The organism is Mesorhizobium sp. AR10 (genome assembly GCF_024746795.1).
Classification (GTDB): Bacteria; Pseudomonadota; Alphaproteobacteria; order Rhizobiales; family Rhizobiaceae; genus Mesorhizobium.
The window spans coordinates 4,384,071-4,398,538 of record NZ_CP080524.1 but is presented as its reverse complement, the minus strand read 5'-3'; the positions used below and the strand labels follow the sequence as shown (position 1 = coordinate 4,398,538).

The window sequence follows — 14,468 nt, the reverse complement described above, 5'->3', positions numbered from 1 at the left end:
ATGATCCATGATTTTGAAAACGGTGGATCCTGCGATGTTTACCTCAAAAATCGGTCGCCTTCGCTTCTTCTTCTATTCTGCGGCCCTGCTGGTGGCGGAAATCGTGACGGTTGTGTTGTGCATCGCTTGGACCATCGGCTTCGAGGGCTTGATGAACTCCAGACCTGGTCCGGGCCGGGAGGGGTTGGCCACGGCGATCCTGGTGACGTCTCTGATGCTTGTCCTGTTTCGCGGCAATTTCGCCTGGCGCCGGAGCCGCGACGCGCAAGGATCGATGTGGATCCTGTGGGGCTACATCGTGTTTTCCGCCATCTTCGCGGTTCTGCAAGCCGGCACCATGCTCGTTTATGATTTCGGCGCTGAAGATTTCAATTCCGGCCTGAACTTGCTCGGCTTCGCCCTTCTTGGTCTTTGGGTCACACTTCTGATGGCCAAGCCGGCAGGTGTCGACATAGAGGAGCTGGTGTCGGTTTTTGATTTCGATGAACCTGCCGCGCCGCTCGGCAGCATGAAGTCGAAAATGTATTCGTCGCCGGCCGGCACGACTTCGCAGGCTTCGGCCTCTGCCACAGGGATGGCTCCGGCTCCGTCGAGACCGACAATTCCAGGAAACGGTCGACCCCGGCCAAGCGGCTTCGGCAAACGGGGACTTGCGTGAGCATTTCGCCACTTCAAGACCATGATCGTTCCAGATAGAAGCGCCATTGGCCACATCATCGGCCAGCCCGCCTCTCTTGATCCCCGCCTCTCGTGATCTGACGACGACAATGACCGATCCATCGAACACCCGCCCGATCCTGATGTTCGATTCCGGCATTGGCGGACTGACGGTGCTGCGCGAGGCCCGCGTGCTGATGCCAGACCGCCGCTTCGTCTATGTCGCCGACGACGCTGCCTTCCCTTATGGCGCGTGGGAAGAGCCAGCGCTCAACGCCCACATACTTGGCCTGTTCGGCGCGCTCCTGGAAAGATTCGATCCGGAGATTTCGGTCATTCCATGCAACACCGCTTCGACATTGGTGATCGATGCGCTGCGCGAGAAATTCCCCGGCCATCCCTTTGTCGGCACGGTGCCGGCAATCAAGCCGGCCGCTGAACGGACGCGATCAGGCCTGGTCTCGGTTCTGGCGACGCCGGGCACGGTGAAGCGCCAGTACACGCGCGACCTGATCGGCAAATGGGCGCAGAAATGCCATGTGCGGCTGGTTGGCTCCGACCGCCTGGCGCCGCTGGCTGAAATCTACATGCGCGAGGGATTTGTCGACGAGGAGATCGTCCGCGAGGAGATCGCTCCATGCTTTGTCGAAAGGGATGGCGCGCGCACCGACATCGTCGTGCTGGGCTGCACACATTATCCGTTTCTGGCCAACCGGATGCGCAAGACCGCGCCCTGGCCGGTAGACTGGATCGATCCCGCCGAAGCGATTGCTCGCCGCGCGATGTCGCTGCTCGCGCCGGTCGACGGACCTCTGCCGGTGGGGGAGCCCGACATCGCTGTCTTCACCTCGGGCAAGGTGGATTTCGCCACCAGCCGGCTGATGCAGGGGTTTGGGCTGACGATTCCCTGAAGCAGGGAACATCATCCCGGCCGCTGCGTTTTCTCCCATCGCAAGCGGGAGAACCGATCATGCCAGCCACATCCAAAGCCCAGCAAAAGGCCGCCGGCGCGGCCCTGTCCGCCAAGCGCGGCGAGACGAAGAAGAGCGAGCTTCAAGGCGCGTCTAAGTCGATGTACGAATCCATGAGCGAAAAACAGCTCGAGGAATTTGCCGAGACCAAGCGCAAGGGCCTGCCCGAAAAGAAATCCAAACACTGATGTCTGTTCGCGGCACCGCCTTGCGCGATGCCAGAAGCCACAAGCTTGACACCGGTCAAATCTCCGTTTAACCAGCCCACCAACGCCGGGCCGCAATGCCCGGTGGTTTCTTTTGTATGCGCAAGACACTTGGGTAACTGGTTTGTCGTTCCCTTGTCTTGTTTGAACTGACGTGTCCCGTGGGTTTTCCGCCGCGTTGCGTGGGAAAACCCTGTCAGGTCTCGAAAACGGAGGCCAGAGGAGGGCGCGTTTCCTTCACCCGGACCATGAGGTTCCGGGTGTGTTTGTTTTGAAAGGGAATGCGATGAGCAAGCGCGAATCCGCGAAGTACAAGATCGACCGCCGTCTCGGCGAAAACATCTGGGGCCGCCCGAAGTCCCCGGTCAACAAGCGTGAATATGGTCCCGGCCAGCACGGCCAGCGCCGCAAGGGCAAGCTTTCCGATTTCGGCCTGCAGCTGCGCGCCAAGCAGAAGCTGAAGGGTCACTATGGCGACGTTTCGGAAAAGCAGTTCCGCAAGGTCTATGAAGAGGCCGATCGCCGCAAGGGCGACACCTCGGAGAACCTGATCGGTCTGCTCGAGTCGCGCCTCGACGCGGTCGTCTACCGCGCCAAGTTCGTGCCGACCATCTTCGCTGCCCGTCAGTTCGTCAATCACGGCCACGTCAACGTCAACGGCAAGCGCGTCAACATCGGCTCGTACCGCTGCAAGCCGGGCGACGTCGTCGAAGTGCGCGAGAAGTCGAAGCAGCTGGTCATCGTGCTGGAATCGGTGGGTCTGGCCGAACGCGACGTGCCTGACTACATCGACGCCGATCACAACAAGATGGTCGCGACCTTCGCGCGCATCCCCGGCCTGGCGGACGTCCCCTTCGCCGTGCAGATGGAACCGAACCTGGTCGTCGAATTCTATTCGCGCTGATCGAACGCATTCAGCGACACCATCGAAGGCCGCCCGTCGAGGCGGCCTTTTTCTTTTCCGCGCCGTGCTTTCTGAAATCGATTTGGATTTTCCGGTCGATGCGCTAATGCGGGCGGCAACAGAGACTTCGGGGCCGACGCGCCATGAACATGCTGCCAGACGCCAAATCACTTGAACCGGTCGCCGACGCCGAAGGCGGCTTTCATCCGCTGTTTGCCGATGTGCCGTCCTCCGTCGAGTTCAACAAGCTGCGCAAGCGGCTGCTGCGGCTTACTCGCCAGGCGATCGAGGATTTCGCCATGGTGAGGCCCGGCGACCGCTGGCTGGTAGCCCTGTCCGGCGGCAAGGATTCCTACGGCCTGCTCGCCGTGCTACTCGATCTCAAATGGCGCGGGCTGCTGCCGGTCGAGCTGCTGGCCTGCAATCTCGACCAGGGCCAGCCGAATTTTCCAAAACACATTCTGCCCGATTATCTCGACGGCCACGGCATCCCGCATCGCATCGAATATCAGGACACCTATTCGGTGGTCACCGACAAGCTCCCAGAGGGCAGCACCTATTGTTCGCTGTGCTCGAGGCTCAGGCGCGGCCACCTCTACCGTATCGCGCGCGAGGAAGGTTGCTCGGCACTGGTGCTCGGCCACCACCGCGAGGACATTCTGGAAACCTTCTTCATGAACCTGTTCCATGGCGGCCGACTTGCCGCCATGCCGCCAAAGCTGCTCAACGACGAGGGCGACGTCATGGTGTTGCGGCCACTGGCCTATTGCGCCGAGCCCGATCTCGAAAAATTCGCCGGCGCCATGAAGTTCCCGATCATTCCTTGCGACCTTTGCGGCAGCCAGGAAGGCCTGCAGCGCAATGCCATGAAGGCAATGCTCGACGATTTGGAAAAGCGCATGCCCGGTCGCAAGGACACGATGATCCGCGCCATGGCCAATGTGCGGCCCTCGCATATGCTCGACAGAAAACTGTTCGATTTCGCTGCCCTCAACGAAACCCTCAATGCAAGGCAAGACGCTCCCGATGACATTTGACGACAGCGCGATCGACTGGCTCGCCAACCTTCTGTCCGACGCTGCCGTTGCCGAAATCATGCCGCGCTTTCGCCGGCTGGGTGAGGGCGACATCCGCCAGAAGACCTCTGCCGCCGACCTGGTGACGGAGGCCGACGTCAATGCCGAGCGGCTCATCACCGCCAGGCTGCGTGAGCGCTACCCCTCGGCGATGATCGTCGGCGAGGAAGCCTGCTCCGACAATCCGGCGCTGCTCCACGGCCTCGGCGATGCCGAATTGGCCTTCGTCATCGATCCGGTCGACGGCACGTTCAACTTCGCCTCCGGCGTGCCGCTGTTCGGCGTCATGCTTGGCGTCGTGGTCAAGGGCGAGACCGTCGCCGGCATCATCCACGATCCCGTCGGCAAGGATTGGCTGATCGGCGCCAAGGGGGGCTGGCAGTCACATCAGGCACGCACACGGCAGTCTGGAGAAGGTGCGGGTGACCGAACCCGTGCCGATGTCGCAGATGACCGGTGCCGTGTCCTGGCAGTATATGCCCGAGCCGGAACGGTCGCGGCTGGCGCGTAACCAGACCAAGACCCTGTCGCAATTCGCCTATCGCTGCGCGGCGCACGAATACCGCCTGCTGGCCAGCGGCCACGCTCATTTCGTCGTCTACAACAAGCTGATGCCGTGGGACCATCTGGCCGGTGTGCTGATCCATGCCGAGGCCGGCGGCTACACGCGGCGAATCGACGGCAGCGCCTATCTGCCGTCGCATCTCGACGGCGGCATTCTTGTCGCGCCGGACAAGGAGAGCTGGCAGGAAATCCGCCGCGAACTCTGGGCGGCATAGACCGGCCGGGGATCTGGAGTGGACTAGACCGGCGGGTTGTGCGGCTGGAACAGCTTGCCGCGCTCGGCGATGAAGATCATCAGCAGCGCGGCAACCGAAACGCTGCAGAAGCCGGCGGCCAGCGGCGTCACCGTGCCGTTGAAAGCCTGGCCGATCAGTGTACCGAGTATGCCGCCGAGGAAGGTCTGCATGAAGCCCAGAATGGACGACGCCGTGCCGGCCAGTTGCCCAAGCGGCTCCATGGCGAGTGCGTTGAAGTTCGCACCCAACGCGCCGAACGGCAGCATCGCTAAGGCAAAGAAGGTGATGAAGAGCCAGAGCGGCATCTTCATTTCCAGCGAAACCATCAGCCAGGCAAGGCTGATGGCCAGAAACAACAGCAACGCGCCCTGCGACAGGCGGCGCATGCCGATGCGGCCGACAAGGCGCGCGTTCAAATAGTTGGAGAAGGCGAGCACGCCCGCGACACCCGCGAAGATGACGGGGAACATCTCGCCGACGTTGAACACGTCGACATAGATCTGCTGCGCCGAGGCGATGAAGCCGAACATGGCGCCGAAGACGAAGGTGCTGGCGAAGGCATAGCAGAGCGCAATGCGGTTGGTCAGCACGATGCGGAAACCGCCGACGACGGACGCGACCGTCAGCGGCCGGCGATATTCGGGATGCAGCGTCTCAGGCAGGCGCAGCAGCGACCAGGCCGAGACGACCAGTGCGCCGACGGCCATGGTGATGAAGATCCAATGCCAGGTCGCGAACAGCATGATCAATTGGCCGATGCCGGGGGCAACGACCGGAATTGCCATGAACACCATGAAGATCAGCGACATTACCTCGGCCATGCGCCGGCCGTCGAACGTATCGCGCACGATCGAGACAGCAATCACGCGCGTGGCGGCGGCACCGATACCTTGCACCAGCCTGCACAGGAGAAGCGTGGCGAATGACGGGGCGATTGCCGCCGCACCCGCCGCGGCGACATAGATCACCAGTCCGGCGACCAGCGGCGCGCGGCGCCCAAAACGGTCGGAGATCGGCCCGAAGAAAAGCTGCCCGCCGCCAAAGCCCAGGATGTAGGCGGTGATGACATACTGGCGATGGTTTTCATTTTCCACGCCCAGCGAGGCGCCGATCTGCTGCAGCGCCGGCAGCATGATGTCGATGGCCAGTGAGTTCAGCGCCATCAGCGCTGCGCACAGCGCAATGAATTCCCAGCGCGGAATGGGCAAATTGCTTGCCCGTTGCGGCGCTTCTGATTGCTGGTCCACGGCAAGTCCGATCTTTCAAACGAATATGCGCCGGCAGGCCGGCGCATTTATCCGTCTTGCCCCAAAACTGGGGAGCTAACTGTCTGCCGTGGCGGGGGCTACCCCGGCGTTTTCTTCAGGCGGCGCCTTTGACGCTCACGCCCTTCTCGACGAGGAACGTCTGCAGCTCGCCGGCCTGGAACATCTCGCGGATGATGTCGCAACCGCCAACGAATTCGCCCTTGACGTAGAGCTGCGGGATCGTCGGCCAGTTGGAATATTCCTTGATGCCCTGGCGCAACTCGGCCGAGGTCAGCACGTCGACGCCCTTATAGTCAGCGCCGATGTAATCGAGGATCTGCACGACCTGACCGGAAAATCCGCATTGCGGGAAACCGGGCGTGCCCTTCATGAAAAGGACGACGTCATTGCCCTTCACTTCACTGTCGATGTAGTCGTTGATGCCGCTCATGGAGAATCCTTTCCCGCCTGTGGGAGTCAGGCCTGAAACATAGCCATCAAATAAACCCATAGGTTGACCGAAACAAGATGTTTGCCGCGCCGCCATGCAAATGGCGCAAAGCATGGCGTGATGTTGGGCCAAACGCATTGGCTCCGGGACTGCATGAAAAGACGACATCGTGCGGCAATTGTGATTGGCGTTCTGCTGGTTGCGCTGGCCTTGATCTGGTGGTTCAGGCAGCCGGTTCGCCCACCCATCATCGTCGGTGGCGAACTGCCCGCACCGTGCCGGAGTATCAACTTCGAAGCGGTTCCTTACATCGTCTGCGAGATCGATCTTCGCGCCTATGACATTGGTGTCTTCCACGCCGGCGCCGACGGCAAGGCTTTCGGCTCGTTGGACAAATTCGACAAGGCGCTTGCCAACGAGGGTCGGCCGGTGCTGCTCGCCATGAACGCCGGCATGTATCATCAGGACCTGACGCCGGTCGGTCTTCTCATCGAAGACGGTCACGAAAAGGCGCCACTCAATCGCGCCGACGGCGAAGGCAATTTCTTCCTCAAGCCGAACGGTGAGTTCCTGGTCGGCAAGGACGGCAAGGCCGCGATCCTGGAGACGGACGCCTATGCCGCCGCAAAGCCGGATGCAGCGTTCGCCACGCAGTCCGGCCCGATGCTGGTGATCGACGGCCAGCTTCATCCTCGATTCGAGCCGAACGGCACGTCGCGTTACATCCGCAACGGCGTCGGCGTGCGCGACGAAAACACGGTCGTGCTGGCGATCTCGCGCTCCGAGGTCAGCCTCGGCAGCTTCGCACGCCTGTTCCGCGACGCGCTCAATTGTCCGAACGCGCTTTTCCTCGACGGGGCGGTGTCGGCGTTGTCGAATGGCGAGAGGATGCTCGTCGGTGGCAACTACCCTGCAGGACCGATCATCGCAGTGTCTGCGAAAAGGTGAGGGCGCGTTTAGCTCTGGCGGAAGTTCAGTCCGGCACGCTGGTCTGCAGGGCGAGCGCGTGCAGCACGCCGCCCATATTGCCCTTCAGCGCGTCATAGACCATCTGGTGCTGCTGGACGCGGCTCTTGCCACGAAAGCTTTCGGCCACCACCTCGGCTGCGTAGTGATCGCCGTCGCCGGCCAGATCGCGAATCGTCACCTTGGCGTCTGGAATGCCTTCCTTGATCAGCTTCTCGATGTCGTGGGCATCCATTGCCATGCGTAGTTCCTAACTCAGTTTCCCATGAAGCGAGGAAACCAGGATTCGTGGGCAGCGGTCAATTCACTGACCGGTATCGCACGCGCCTCGCCCAGTTTCAATTCGCGGCCGCCGGTCGAGCCGATCCACGGCGCGAAGATGCCGAGCTTGCTTTGCTGCTCGCGGATGGCGTCCCATTCGTCGCCCTGTGGATCGATCGACAGCGTCAGGAGGTAGCGGCCCTGATCCTCGCCGAACCAGACCGGGATCGGGTCGGCCTCGACGAGGCCGGGGATGGTTGCACCGATGCCGGAGGCCATCGCCATTTCGGCCAGCGCCACCGCGATTCCGCCATCGGAAACGTCATGCGCCGATGTGACGATGCCGGATGCGATCAGCGCGCGCACATGGTCGCCGACGCGTTTTTCATGGTCGAGGTCGACCGGCGGCGGCGGGCCGTCGGTGCGCGCATGGATGTCGCGCATATAGACCGACTGGCCGAGATGCGTTCCCCACATGCGCGGCGCGCCAACCAGCAGGATCATCTGGCCCTCGGCGGCAAAGCCGACCCGCACCATCTTCGACCAGTCGGCAATCAGTCCGACGCCACCGATGGTCGGGGTCGGCAAGATGCCTTGCCCGTTGGTCTCGTTGTAGAGCGAGACGTTGCCGGAGACGATCGGAAAGCCGAGCGTGCGGCAGGCGTCGCCGATGCCTTTTACCGCGCCGACCATCTGGCCCATGATCTCGGGCCGTTCCGGATTGCCGAAATTGAGGTTGTCGGTGGCAGCGAGCGGCAAGGCGCCGGTGGCGGTCAGATTGCGCCAGCATTCGGCCACCGCTTGCTTGCCGCCTTCGTAGGGGTCGGCCTCGCAATAGCGCGGCGTCACGTCGGAGGAGAAGGCCAGCGCCTTGGTCGGATGGCCTTCGATGCGCACCACGCCGGCATCGCCGCCCGGAAGCTGCAGCGAATTGCCCTGGATCAGCGTGTCGTACTGCTCCCACACCCAGCGGCGCGAGGACAGGTCTGGTCCGCCCAGCAGTTTCAACAGCGCATCGGCAACGTCGGCTTGTGGAACGTCGCTTGCAGCGAGCGGCGTCGGCTTCTTCGGCTCGGTCCAGGGGCGGTCATATTCCGGCGCCTTGTCGCCAAGGTCCTTGATCGGCAGATTGGCGACTTCGTCGCCCTGGTGCAGCACGCGAAAGCGCAGATCGTCGGTGGTCTTGCCGACAATGGCGAAGTCGAGGCCCCATTTGTGGAAGATCGCCTCGGCTTCCTTCTCTTTTTCCGGGCGCAGCACCATCAGCATGCGCTCCTGGCTTTCCGACAGCATCATCTCGTAGGCGCTCATGCGCTCCTCGCGCACCGGCACCATGTCGAGATCGAGTTCGATGCCGAGATCGCCCTTGGCGCCCATTTCGACCGCCGAGCAGGTGAGGCCGGCGGCACCCATGTCCTGGATGGCGATGACGGCGCCGGACGCCATCAGTTCGAGGCAGGCCTCCAACAGGCATTTCTCGGTAAAGGGGTCGCCAACCTGGACGGTGGGACGCTTCTCGTCGATCTTGTCGTCGAATTCGGCAGACGCCATGGTAGCGCCGCCGACGCCGTCGCGGCCGGTCTTGGCGCCGAGATAGACGACCGGCAGGCCGACACCCTTGGCTTCCGACAGGAAGATCGCGTCGGTCCTGGCAAGGCCCGCCGCAAAGGCGTTGACCAGGATGTTGCCGTTGTATCGGGCGTCGAAATTGACCTCGCCGCCGACCGTCGGTACGCCGAATGCGTTGCCGTAGCCGCCGACGCCGGAAACGACGCCGGAGACGAGGTGCTTGGTCTTGGGATGGTCAGGCGCGCCGAAGCGCAGCGCGTTCATCGCCGCGATCGGCCGCGCGCCCATGGTGAAGACATCGCGCAGGATGCCGCCGACGCCGGTCGCCGCCCCCTGATAGGGCTCGATGTAGGACGGGTGGTTGTGGCTCTCCATCTTGAAGACGACGCAGTCGCCGTCGCCGATGTCGACCACGCCGGCATTCTCGCCGGGGCCCTGGATGACCTGCGGCCCGGTTGTGGGCAGCGTGCGCAGCCACTTTTTCGAGGATTTGTAGGAACAGTGCTCGTTCCACATCGCCGAGAAGATGCCGAGTTCGGTAAAGCTCGGCTCGCGCCCGACCAGGTCGAGGATGCGCTGGTATTCGTCGGGCTTCAGCCCGTGCGCGGCAATGAGTTCCGGGGTGATCGGCACGGAATTGGAAATGGTCATGGGCAGCGATTTGTATCCGTGGGAGCGGGGATTTTGAGTCCCCTCTTATCGCAAGCTTGACGCGGTTACACCCCATCGATTGGCGAAAAACGCCGGAAAACCACAGGCGGTGCCTGGCTGCCAGGCTTGACGAAGCGCGGGGCTGAAAATCAGGAAAAACTGTCGTAGCCGGCGCGGCCTTCATCGAGCAGCCGCCGGATCACCGCAACGCCGCCGGCGACATCCTTGCTGTGTCTTGGCTGCGAAACGCCGAAACGGACGCCGTGAAAGACCTGCTCGGAACGGCCGGCCTTGAACTCATCCTCGTCGTCGATGAGCACGCCATGTTCGAGGCAGGCATTCTTGAAGGTGCCGGAGAGCCAGGGATCGGGCAGGGTGAGCCAGACGAACGGTACGTTGTCCTGTGCCTTGAAGTCGAAGCCGGCCAGCATCTCGCGCACGATGGCGATGCGGGCGTTGATCTCGACGATGCAGCGCTTGCGGATCTCGCTGGCATGGCCGGACAGCACCAGCCGGGCGTTAACTTCGGCCAGGAGGAAGGGCATGCCGCCGGTCATCATCTTGTGCGCAACGCGGATGCGGTGGCGATAGGCCGGCGGGCAAGAGAGCCAGCCGCCGCGAACGCCCGCCGCGACCGACTTCGACAGCCCGCCGGCAACGATGGTGCGTTCGGGGGCATATTCGGCGAGCAGGGGTGTCGGGTCGTCGGTCAGGTCGCCATAGAGATCGTCCTCGATCAGGACGACATTGTATTCACGCGCGACGCGCGCGATCGCCTCGCGCCGTGCCGCCGACAGCGTCACCAGTGTCGGGTTCTGGGCCGTCGGCATCAGGAACATCATCTTCGGGTGCTTCTGCGCACAGACGCGCTCGAAATCCTGGGGATCGATGCCTTCCTCGTCCGACGCCACCAGCGCCGTCCGCCGGCCGATCAGCCCGGCGCTGCGGGAAATCTGCGAGTAGGTCAGATGCTCGAAGGCGACATAGTCGCCGGGCGTGGTCAGCGCCGCGATGGCTGCCATCACCGCGGCATGGGTGCCCAGCGTCGGAACGATCGCGTCGGCGGTCGGGCGAAAGGAATTTCGCGAAAGCCAGCGCGCGCCGGCCTCGAACCAGTGGCCCGGGAATTCCCTGACATAGCTTGAAATCTCGTGCGGATGATCCTGCACCGTGCGCGACAGCACATCGGCGACAATGGCGCCCTGGCCGATGTCGGGCGCCGCCGTGCTGTCGAAGCGCAGCTTGCCGGGCGGCGCATCGACATAGCGCGTGCCTTGCGTGCCGGGCTCGAGGAATTCGGGCTTTACCGCCTCCGACTGCTGGGCCAGAACATAGGTTCCGCGTCCAACCTCGCCACTGACCAGCCCACGCTCGCGCAGCAACTGATACGCCCTGCCGACCGTGCCTACGGTGGTGCCGATGTCGTAGGCCAGGTCCCGCTGCGGCGGCAGTTTTGCCCCGGCGTCGATCACGCCCCGGTCGATATCTGACTCAATGCTGTCAGCAAGGCGCTGATAGAGGGGACCGGAACCGGCGGTGAGATCGGGAAGCCAATTTGTCATGGTGACAATTCTCTATATTGCACCGAATTGAGAGTCAATACATATCAGCGGTGTACCAAATGGGGTACAATTCCGATTTTGGCAGAAAGACAATGGATACAATCGAGACAATCAGCTATGCCCGGCTTGGAGCCCGCACGTCCGGCCAGCGAACCTATGTCAGCCGCCTTGTGCTTGTGGTCAGCTCACTCGCGAGCCGGATTGGCAACCTGCTGGAGCGCCGGCGCAGCCGTCTGGCCTTGCTGGAGATGACCGACGATCAGCTGAAGGATATCGGCGTCTCGCGTTGCGACGCCCACCGTGAAGGTCTCAGGCCTTTCTGGGACTGAGAGCCAGGGCATGATCCCGAAAAGTGGAGTCCGGTTTTCGAAAAAGATCATGCTCAAACAAAGAGATAGAGCCTCATCCTGATTCCATCGGGATGAAACTGCCTCTAGCGCACGCTCGACGCCCTGATGCGTGAAACGCCGCGGTCCACAAGGACTGCGATGATGCACAGCAGGAGAAAAAGCCCGGTGACGGCCAGCGCTGAGACAGCGACGCTGACCGCGCCGTTCTTGGCGACATCGAGGAACGGGTAGGGCACTTCGCCTGATAGTGGCGCCCGCACCAGCACGTAGATCAGGTAGGCGATCGGATAGATCATCCACCAGGAAATGTCGCGCCACCGCGTTCTGCCGTCGGCGCCGGCCACCAGCCACCACAGCACAAACAGCACCGGCGTCACATAGTGCAGGAGGACGTCGCAAAACAGGAACAGCCCTTGTGGCTGCCAGAGCTGCGCCAGAACCGTGGCATAAACAATGAATACCAGCGCGATTGAAACCGCGACGCCCGCCCGCATTCGTCGCCCGGCAAAGGCCGGCAGCCAGGCATAGCCGCTGGAGGACAGAAGAGAGGTGTGGACCAGCACTGCGCCGATATTGGTCAGGATGGTGAAGAAGCTGAACAGGTAGACGATGGAGCCGAGCAGACTGCGGCCGGCTTCCATCGACGCTGGAACAGTAATGCAGAATTGCAGGACAAGCCCGGCCAGACCGATGACCAGACCCGCAATCTGCAGGAACCGGCCCATCGCGCTATGCCGCCGCGCCGCAGGCCGGATTGCCTGCCTGCCAGCGGGCAATGTCGGAGCCGATGCGCGCGCCGAGCGGGTCGGCCATCAGCGGGCCGAACACGTCGACGCGGCTTGAATTGCCTTGCGCCTGCACGACCAGCAACGGTTTGCCGCCATAATGCTTGGCCGGGACCAGCAGGAAGCGCGGCGTGCCGCTGAACGAATTCAACTCGTTGGCCATCTGATACGGTTTGAAGGCCGGGTCCTTGCTGGCGATCCAGCATTTGTGGGCGGCGATCGCCACCTGTTCCATGGCGAGCAGCGAAGCACTCTTGCCCGCAGGCACCGGCGCGCTCTTCGGGGTCGACTGACAGGAGGCAAGCACAAAACCGGCGGTGACGACGAGACAGAGGCGGGCGATCGTCAAGCCCATGATCACGCTGCACCCATTTCGAGTTCGGAAAGGAAGATTTTCAGTCCGTCCGTCATCTCGCCCCAGACCCGCGAAAGCGCCGGGTGCTGCAGGGCGATCTGCTCATATGCGTCGAACTTCGGATAGGCGTCGAGCAGGTCATGATGCCCGGTCGTAGCCCGGAAATTGTTGAAGATGAAACGAGTCGGCGTCAGCCAGGCGTCGGCGAAGGTGATGTCGTCGCCGAGCGCGAAGGGCCCTTGCGCCATCCGGACCTCGATCGCCGCCAGTCCGTGATGCAGCCGGGCGAATTGTGCCTTGATTTCCGCCTCGTTGCGCTTCGGCACGAAATGCAGTTCGAACAGCTTCATCATCGGGGCGAGCACGTCGAGGTCGGTGATGCGGGCGAACATGCGCACCAGCGCGCGGTCTTTCGAATCTTGCGGCAGCAGCGCCGGCTCGGGAAACCGCTCTTCCAGATATTCCGCGATGACCACCGATTCGACGATCGTTTCACCGGAGCCGGTGATGAGCACCGGAATCCGGTTGAGTGGCGAAACGGCGCGGAATTCTTCGGGAATGGGGAAGCCCGGCGGCGGCGCAATGACCTTGAGCGGCACGTTCTTGATGTAGGCAAGCGCCCGCACGATCGACGAGTAGGGCGACAACGGCCGCGAATAGAGTTTCATGACCGTCTCTCCCTGATGTGGTGGATTTGCCCGCTTTTTGCGGTGCTCGCGTCGAGGAAATTCAAGCGGCGATGCCGAGGGCACCTTCGAACAAAGCCCGGCCATCGCTGCCGCCATGGGCCGCTTCGATCAGGTTTTCTGGATGCGGCATCAGGCCGAGCACATTGCCCTGGCTGTTGATGATACCGGCAATGTCGTTGATCGAGCCGTTGGGATTGGTGTTTTCGGCATAGCGAAACACCACCTGTCCCTCGCCTTCGAGACGGGCGAGCGTTTCAGCATCGGCAAAGTAATTGCCGTCGTGATGCGCCACCGGCGAGCGGATGATCTGGCCCGGCTGGTAGCGGCGGGTGAACATCGTGTTGGCATTGGCGATCTGCAGTTTCACCTCACGGCAGACGAATTTCAGCGAACTGTTGCGCATCAGCGCACCCAGCAGCAGCCCAGCCTCGACCAGGATCTGAAAACCGTTGCAGACGCCGATGACCATGACGCCCTTGGCCGCCTGTTCGGCAACCGCCCGCATCACCGGCATCCGCGCGGCAATCGCGCCGCAGCGCAGATAGTCGCCGAACGAAAAACCGCCGGGAATGGCGATCAGGTCGACGTCAGGGATTTCGGTGTCGGTCTGCCACACCGTGACCGGTGGTTTTCCGGAAATCTTGGTCAGCGCCGCGATCATGTCGCGGTCGCGGTTGAGGCCAGGGAGAAGGACGACTGCTGATTTCATTTTGGTTCGTAAGGCCCTTGGGCTTCGGCGAGTTCGCGCAGGTCGAGGCGGCGTTCTATGCGTTCAAGGCGATCATCCTGGCGAGCCAGCACACCGTAGATATTCTTTACGTCGCTCTCTGTGGCTATGAGGTGGCCGCGGATGGAGCCTAGCTCGGACTTTACCTCTCCGAGCGTCGAATCCATTCTATCCAGTCGCGGCTGAATGGACTTGAGCACTTCAAATATCAAGCTTCCATCAGTCTCGGCCATCTGCCCTC

17 protein-coding genes and 1 pseudogene are annotated in these 14,468 nt (G+C 62.4%); 8 read left to right on the top strand and 10 right to left on the bottom strand.

Annotated features, from left to right (window positions below; all coding sequences use genetic code 11):
* Nucleotides 1–34 precede the first annotated feature (34 nt).
* The 6 genes and pseudogenes from LHFGNBLO_RS24900 to LHFGNBLO_RS24875 all read left to right on the top strand — a co-directional run bounded on the left by LHFGNBLO_RS24900 (nucleotide 35) and on the right by LHFGNBLO_RS24875 (nucleotide 4,593).
* The gene (locus LHFGNBLO_RS24900; protein ID WP_258601956.1) at nucleotides 35–658 is read left to right on the top strand and encodes a hypothetical protein; all 624 of its coding nucleotides are present in this window, start codon (nucleotides 35–37) and stop codon (nucleotides 656–658) included.
* Nucleotides 659–767: 109 nt separating this feature from the next.
* Nucleotides 768–1,568, top strand: a complete 801-nt coding sequence (gene murI, locus LHFGNBLO_RS24895) for a glutamate racemase (protein ID WP_258601955.1) — start codon at nucleotides 768–770, stop codon at nucleotides 1,566–1,568.
* Between the two features lie 59 nt (nucleotides 1,569–1,627).
* The gene (locus LHFGNBLO_RS24890) at nucleotides 1,628–1,816 is read left to right on the top strand and encodes a DUF3008 family protein (RefSeq protein ID WP_258601954.1); all 189 of its coding nucleotides are present in this window, start codon (nucleotides 1,628–1,630) and stop codon (nucleotides 1,814–1,816) included.
* A 304-nt stretch (nucleotides 1,817–2,120) separates the two neighbouring features.
* Nucleotides 2,121–2,738 (top strand): 30S ribosomal protein S4, encoded by a 618-nt coding sequence (rpsD, locus tag LHFGNBLO_RS24885; protein WP_006332867.1) that lies wholly within the window; start codon nucleotides 2,121–2,123, stop codon nucleotides 2,736–2,738.
* A gap of 143 nt (nucleotides 2,739–2,881) precedes the next feature.
* Entirely contained in the window at nucleotides 2,882–3,775 is an 894-nt protein-coding gene (gene ttcA, locus LHFGNBLO_RS24880; protein WP_258601953.1) for a tRNA 2-thiocytidine(32) synthetase TtcA, read from the top strand.
* Nucleotides 3,765–4,593: pseudogene (locus tag LHFGNBLO_RS24875) on the top strand (inositol monophosphatase family protein). Before ttcA ends, LHFGNBLO_RS24875 begins: the two are co-directional and overlap by 11 nt.
* 23 nt (nucleotides 4,594–4,616) lie before the next feature.
* On the opposite strand, the gene LHFGNBLO_RS24870 reads toward LHFGNBLO_RS24875, so the two are convergent.
* On the bottom strand, nucleotides 4,617–5,861 hold the full coding sequence (locus LHFGNBLO_RS24870) for a multidrug effflux MFS transporter (protein WP_258601952.1): 1,245 nt from the start codon (nucleotides 5,859–5,861) through the stop codon (nucleotides 4,617–4,619).
* Nucleotides 5,862–5,976: 115 nt separating this feature from the next.
* Nucleotides 5,977–6,312, bottom strand: coding sequence for a Grx4 family monothiol glutaredoxin (gene grxD / locus LHFGNBLO_RS24865; RefSeq protein WP_029353656.1), 336 nt, complete (start codon nucleotides 6,310–6,312; stop codon nucleotides 5,977–5,979).
* Between the two features lie 153 nt (nucleotides 6,313–6,465).
* Between grxD and LHFGNBLO_RS24860 the strand changes: the two genes are divergently transcribed.
* The gene (locus tag LHFGNBLO_RS24860; RefSeq protein ID WP_258601951.1) at nucleotides 6,466–7,260 is read left to right on the top strand and encodes a phosphodiester glycosidase family protein; all 795 of its coding nucleotides are present in this window, start codon (nucleotides 6,466–6,468) and stop codon (nucleotides 7,258–7,260) included.
* A gap of 25 nt (nucleotides 7,261–7,285) precedes the next feature.
* Here the strand turns inward: LHFGNBLO_RS24860 and LHFGNBLO_RS24855 are convergent, their stop codons facing one another.
* The 3 genes from LHFGNBLO_RS24855 to LHFGNBLO_RS24845 all read right to left on the bottom strand — a co-directional run bounded on the left by LHFGNBLO_RS24855 (nucleotide 7,286) and on the right by LHFGNBLO_RS24845 (nucleotide 11,321).
* Nucleotides 7,286–7,519, bottom strand: coding sequence for a BolA/IbaG family iron-sulfur metabolism protein (locus tag LHFGNBLO_RS24855; protein ID WP_006206026.1), 234 nt, complete (start codon nucleotides 7,517–7,519; stop codon nucleotides 7,286–7,288).
* 14 nt (nucleotides 7,520–7,533) lie between these two features.
* Nucleotides 7,534–9,759 (bottom strand): phosphoribosylformylglycinamidine synthase subunit PurL, encoded by a 2,226-nt coding sequence (purL, locus tag LHFGNBLO_RS24850; RefSeq protein ID WP_258601950.1) that lies wholly within the window; start codon nucleotides 9,757–9,759, stop codon nucleotides 7,534–7,536.
* Nucleotides 9,760–9,908: 149 nt separating this feature from the next.
* Entirely contained in the window at nucleotides 9,909–11,321 is a 1,413-nt protein-coding gene (locus tag LHFGNBLO_RS24845) for a PLP-dependent aminotransferase family protein (RefSeq protein ID WP_258601949.1), read from the bottom strand.
* Nucleotides 11,322–11,413: 92 nt separating this feature from the next.
* On the opposite strand from LHFGNBLO_RS24845, the gene LHFGNBLO_RS24840 reads away from it, so the two are divergent.
* Nucleotides 11,414–11,650 (top strand): DUF1127 domain-containing protein, encoded by a 237-nt coding sequence (locus LHFGNBLO_RS24840; RefSeq protein ID WP_258601948.1) that lies wholly within the window; start codon nucleotides 11,414–11,416, stop codon nucleotides 11,648–11,650.
* 104 nt (nucleotides 11,651–11,754) lie between these two features.
* Here the strand turns inward: LHFGNBLO_RS24840 and LHFGNBLO_RS24835 are convergent, their stop codons facing one another.
* From LHFGNBLO_RS24835 to LHFGNBLO_RS24815, 5 genes are all read right to left on the bottom strand, one after another.
* Nucleotides 11,755–12,396 (bottom strand): Pr6Pr family membrane protein, encoded by a 642-nt coding sequence (locus LHFGNBLO_RS24835; RefSeq protein ID WP_258601947.1) that lies wholly within the window; start codon nucleotides 12,394–12,396, stop codon nucleotides 11,755–11,757.
* A gap of 4 nt (nucleotides 12,397–12,400) precedes the next feature.
* A complete protein-coding gene (locus LHFGNBLO_RS24830; RefSeq protein WP_258601946.1) occupies nucleotides 12,401–12,811 on the bottom strand; it encodes a hypothetical protein in 411 nt (136 codons plus the stop codon).
* A gap of 2 nt (nucleotides 12,812–12,813) precedes the next feature.
* The gene (locus tag LHFGNBLO_RS24825) at nucleotides 12,814–13,479 is read right to left on the bottom strand and encodes a glutathione S-transferase family protein (RefSeq protein ID WP_258601945.1); all 666 of its coding nucleotides are present in this window, start codon (nucleotides 13,477–13,479) and stop codon (nucleotides 12,814–12,816) included.
* Between the two features lie 61 nt (nucleotides 13,480–13,540).
* The gene (gene purQ / locus LHFGNBLO_RS24820) at nucleotides 13,541–14,209 is read right to left on the bottom strand and encodes a phosphoribosylformylglycinamidine synthase subunit PurQ (RefSeq protein WP_258601944.1); all 669 of its coding nucleotides are present in this window, start codon (nucleotides 14,207–14,209) and stop codon (nucleotides 13,541–13,543) included.
* On the bottom strand, nucleotides 14,206–14,460 hold the full coding sequence (locus LHFGNBLO_RS24815; protein ID WP_258601943.1) for a hypothetical protein: 255 nt from the start codon (nucleotides 14,458–14,460) through the stop codon (nucleotides 14,206–14,208). The genes purQ and LHFGNBLO_RS24815 overlap by 4 nt, the downstream gene beginning before the upstream one ends.
* Nucleotides 14,461–14,468 lie beyond the last annotated feature (8 nt).

What these genes read in the sequence shown, in the direction of transcription:
- LHFGNBLO_RS24900 (WP_258601956.1), top strand. Translation starts at nt 35, where the DNA reads ATGTTTACCTCAAAAATCGGTCGCCTTCGCTTCTTCTTCTATTCTGCG.
- murI (WP_258601955.1), top strand. Translation starts at nt 768, where the DNA reads ATGACCGATCCATCGAACACCCGCCCGATCCTGATGTTCGATTCCGGC.
- LHFGNBLO_RS24890 (WP_258601954.1), top strand. Translation starts at nt 1,628, where the DNA reads ATGCCAGCCACATCCAAAGCCCAGCAAAAGGCCGCCGGCGCGGCCCTG.
- rpsD (WP_006332867.1), top strand. Translation starts at nt 2,121, where the DNA reads ATGAGCAAGCGCGAATCCGCGAAGTACAAGATCGACCGCCGTCTCGGC.
- ttcA (WP_258601953.1), top strand. Translation starts at nt 2,882, where the DNA reads ATGAACATGCTGCCAGACGCCAAATCACTTGAACCGGTCGCCGACGCC.
- grxD (WP_029353656.1), bottom strand. Translation starts at nt 6,312, where the DNA reads ATGAGCGGCATCAACGACTACATCGACAGTGAAGTGAAGGGCAATGAC.
- LHFGNBLO_RS24860 (WP_258601951.1), top strand. Translation starts at nt 6,466, where the DNA reads ATGAAAAGACGACATCGTGCGGCAATTGTGATTGGCGTTCTGCTGGTT.
- LHFGNBLO_RS24855 (WP_006206026.1), bottom strand. Translation starts at nt 7,519, where the DNA reads ATGGCAATGGATGCCCACGACATCGAGAAGCTGATCAAGGAAGGCATT.
- purL (WP_258601950.1), bottom strand. Translation starts at nt 9,759, where the DNA reads ATGACCATTTCCAATTCCGTGCCGATCACCCCGGAACTCATTGCCGCG.
- LHFGNBLO_RS24845 (WP_258601949.1), bottom strand. Translation starts at nt 11,321, where the DNA reads ATGACAAATTGGCTTCCCGATCTCACCGCCGGTTCCGGTCCCCTCTAT.
- LHFGNBLO_RS24840 (WP_258601948.1), top strand. Translation starts at nt 11,414, where the DNA reads ATGGATACAATCGAGACAATCAGCTATGCCCGGCTTGGAGCCCGCACG.
- LHFGNBLO_RS24835 (WP_258601947.1), bottom strand. Translation starts at nt 12,396, where the DNA reads ATGGGCCGGTTCCTGCAGATTGCGGGTCTGGTCATCGGTCTGGCCGGG.
- LHFGNBLO_RS24830 (WP_258601946.1), bottom strand. Translation starts at nt 12,811, where the DNA reads ATGGGCTTGACGATCGCCCGCCTCTGTCTCGTCGTCACCGCCGGTTTT.
- LHFGNBLO_RS24825 (WP_258601945.1), bottom strand. Translation starts at nt 13,479, where the DNA reads ATGAAACTCTATTCGCGGCCGTTGTCGCCCTACTCGTCGATCGTGCGG.
- purQ (WP_258601944.1), bottom strand. Translation starts at nt 14,209, where the DNA reads ATGAAATCAGCAGTCGTCCTTCTCCCTGGCCTCAACCGCGACCGCGAC.
- LHFGNBLO_RS24815 (WP_258601943.1), bottom strand. Translation starts at nt 14,460, where the DNA reads ATGGCCGAGACTGATGGAAGCTTGATATTTGAAGTGCTCAAGTCCATT.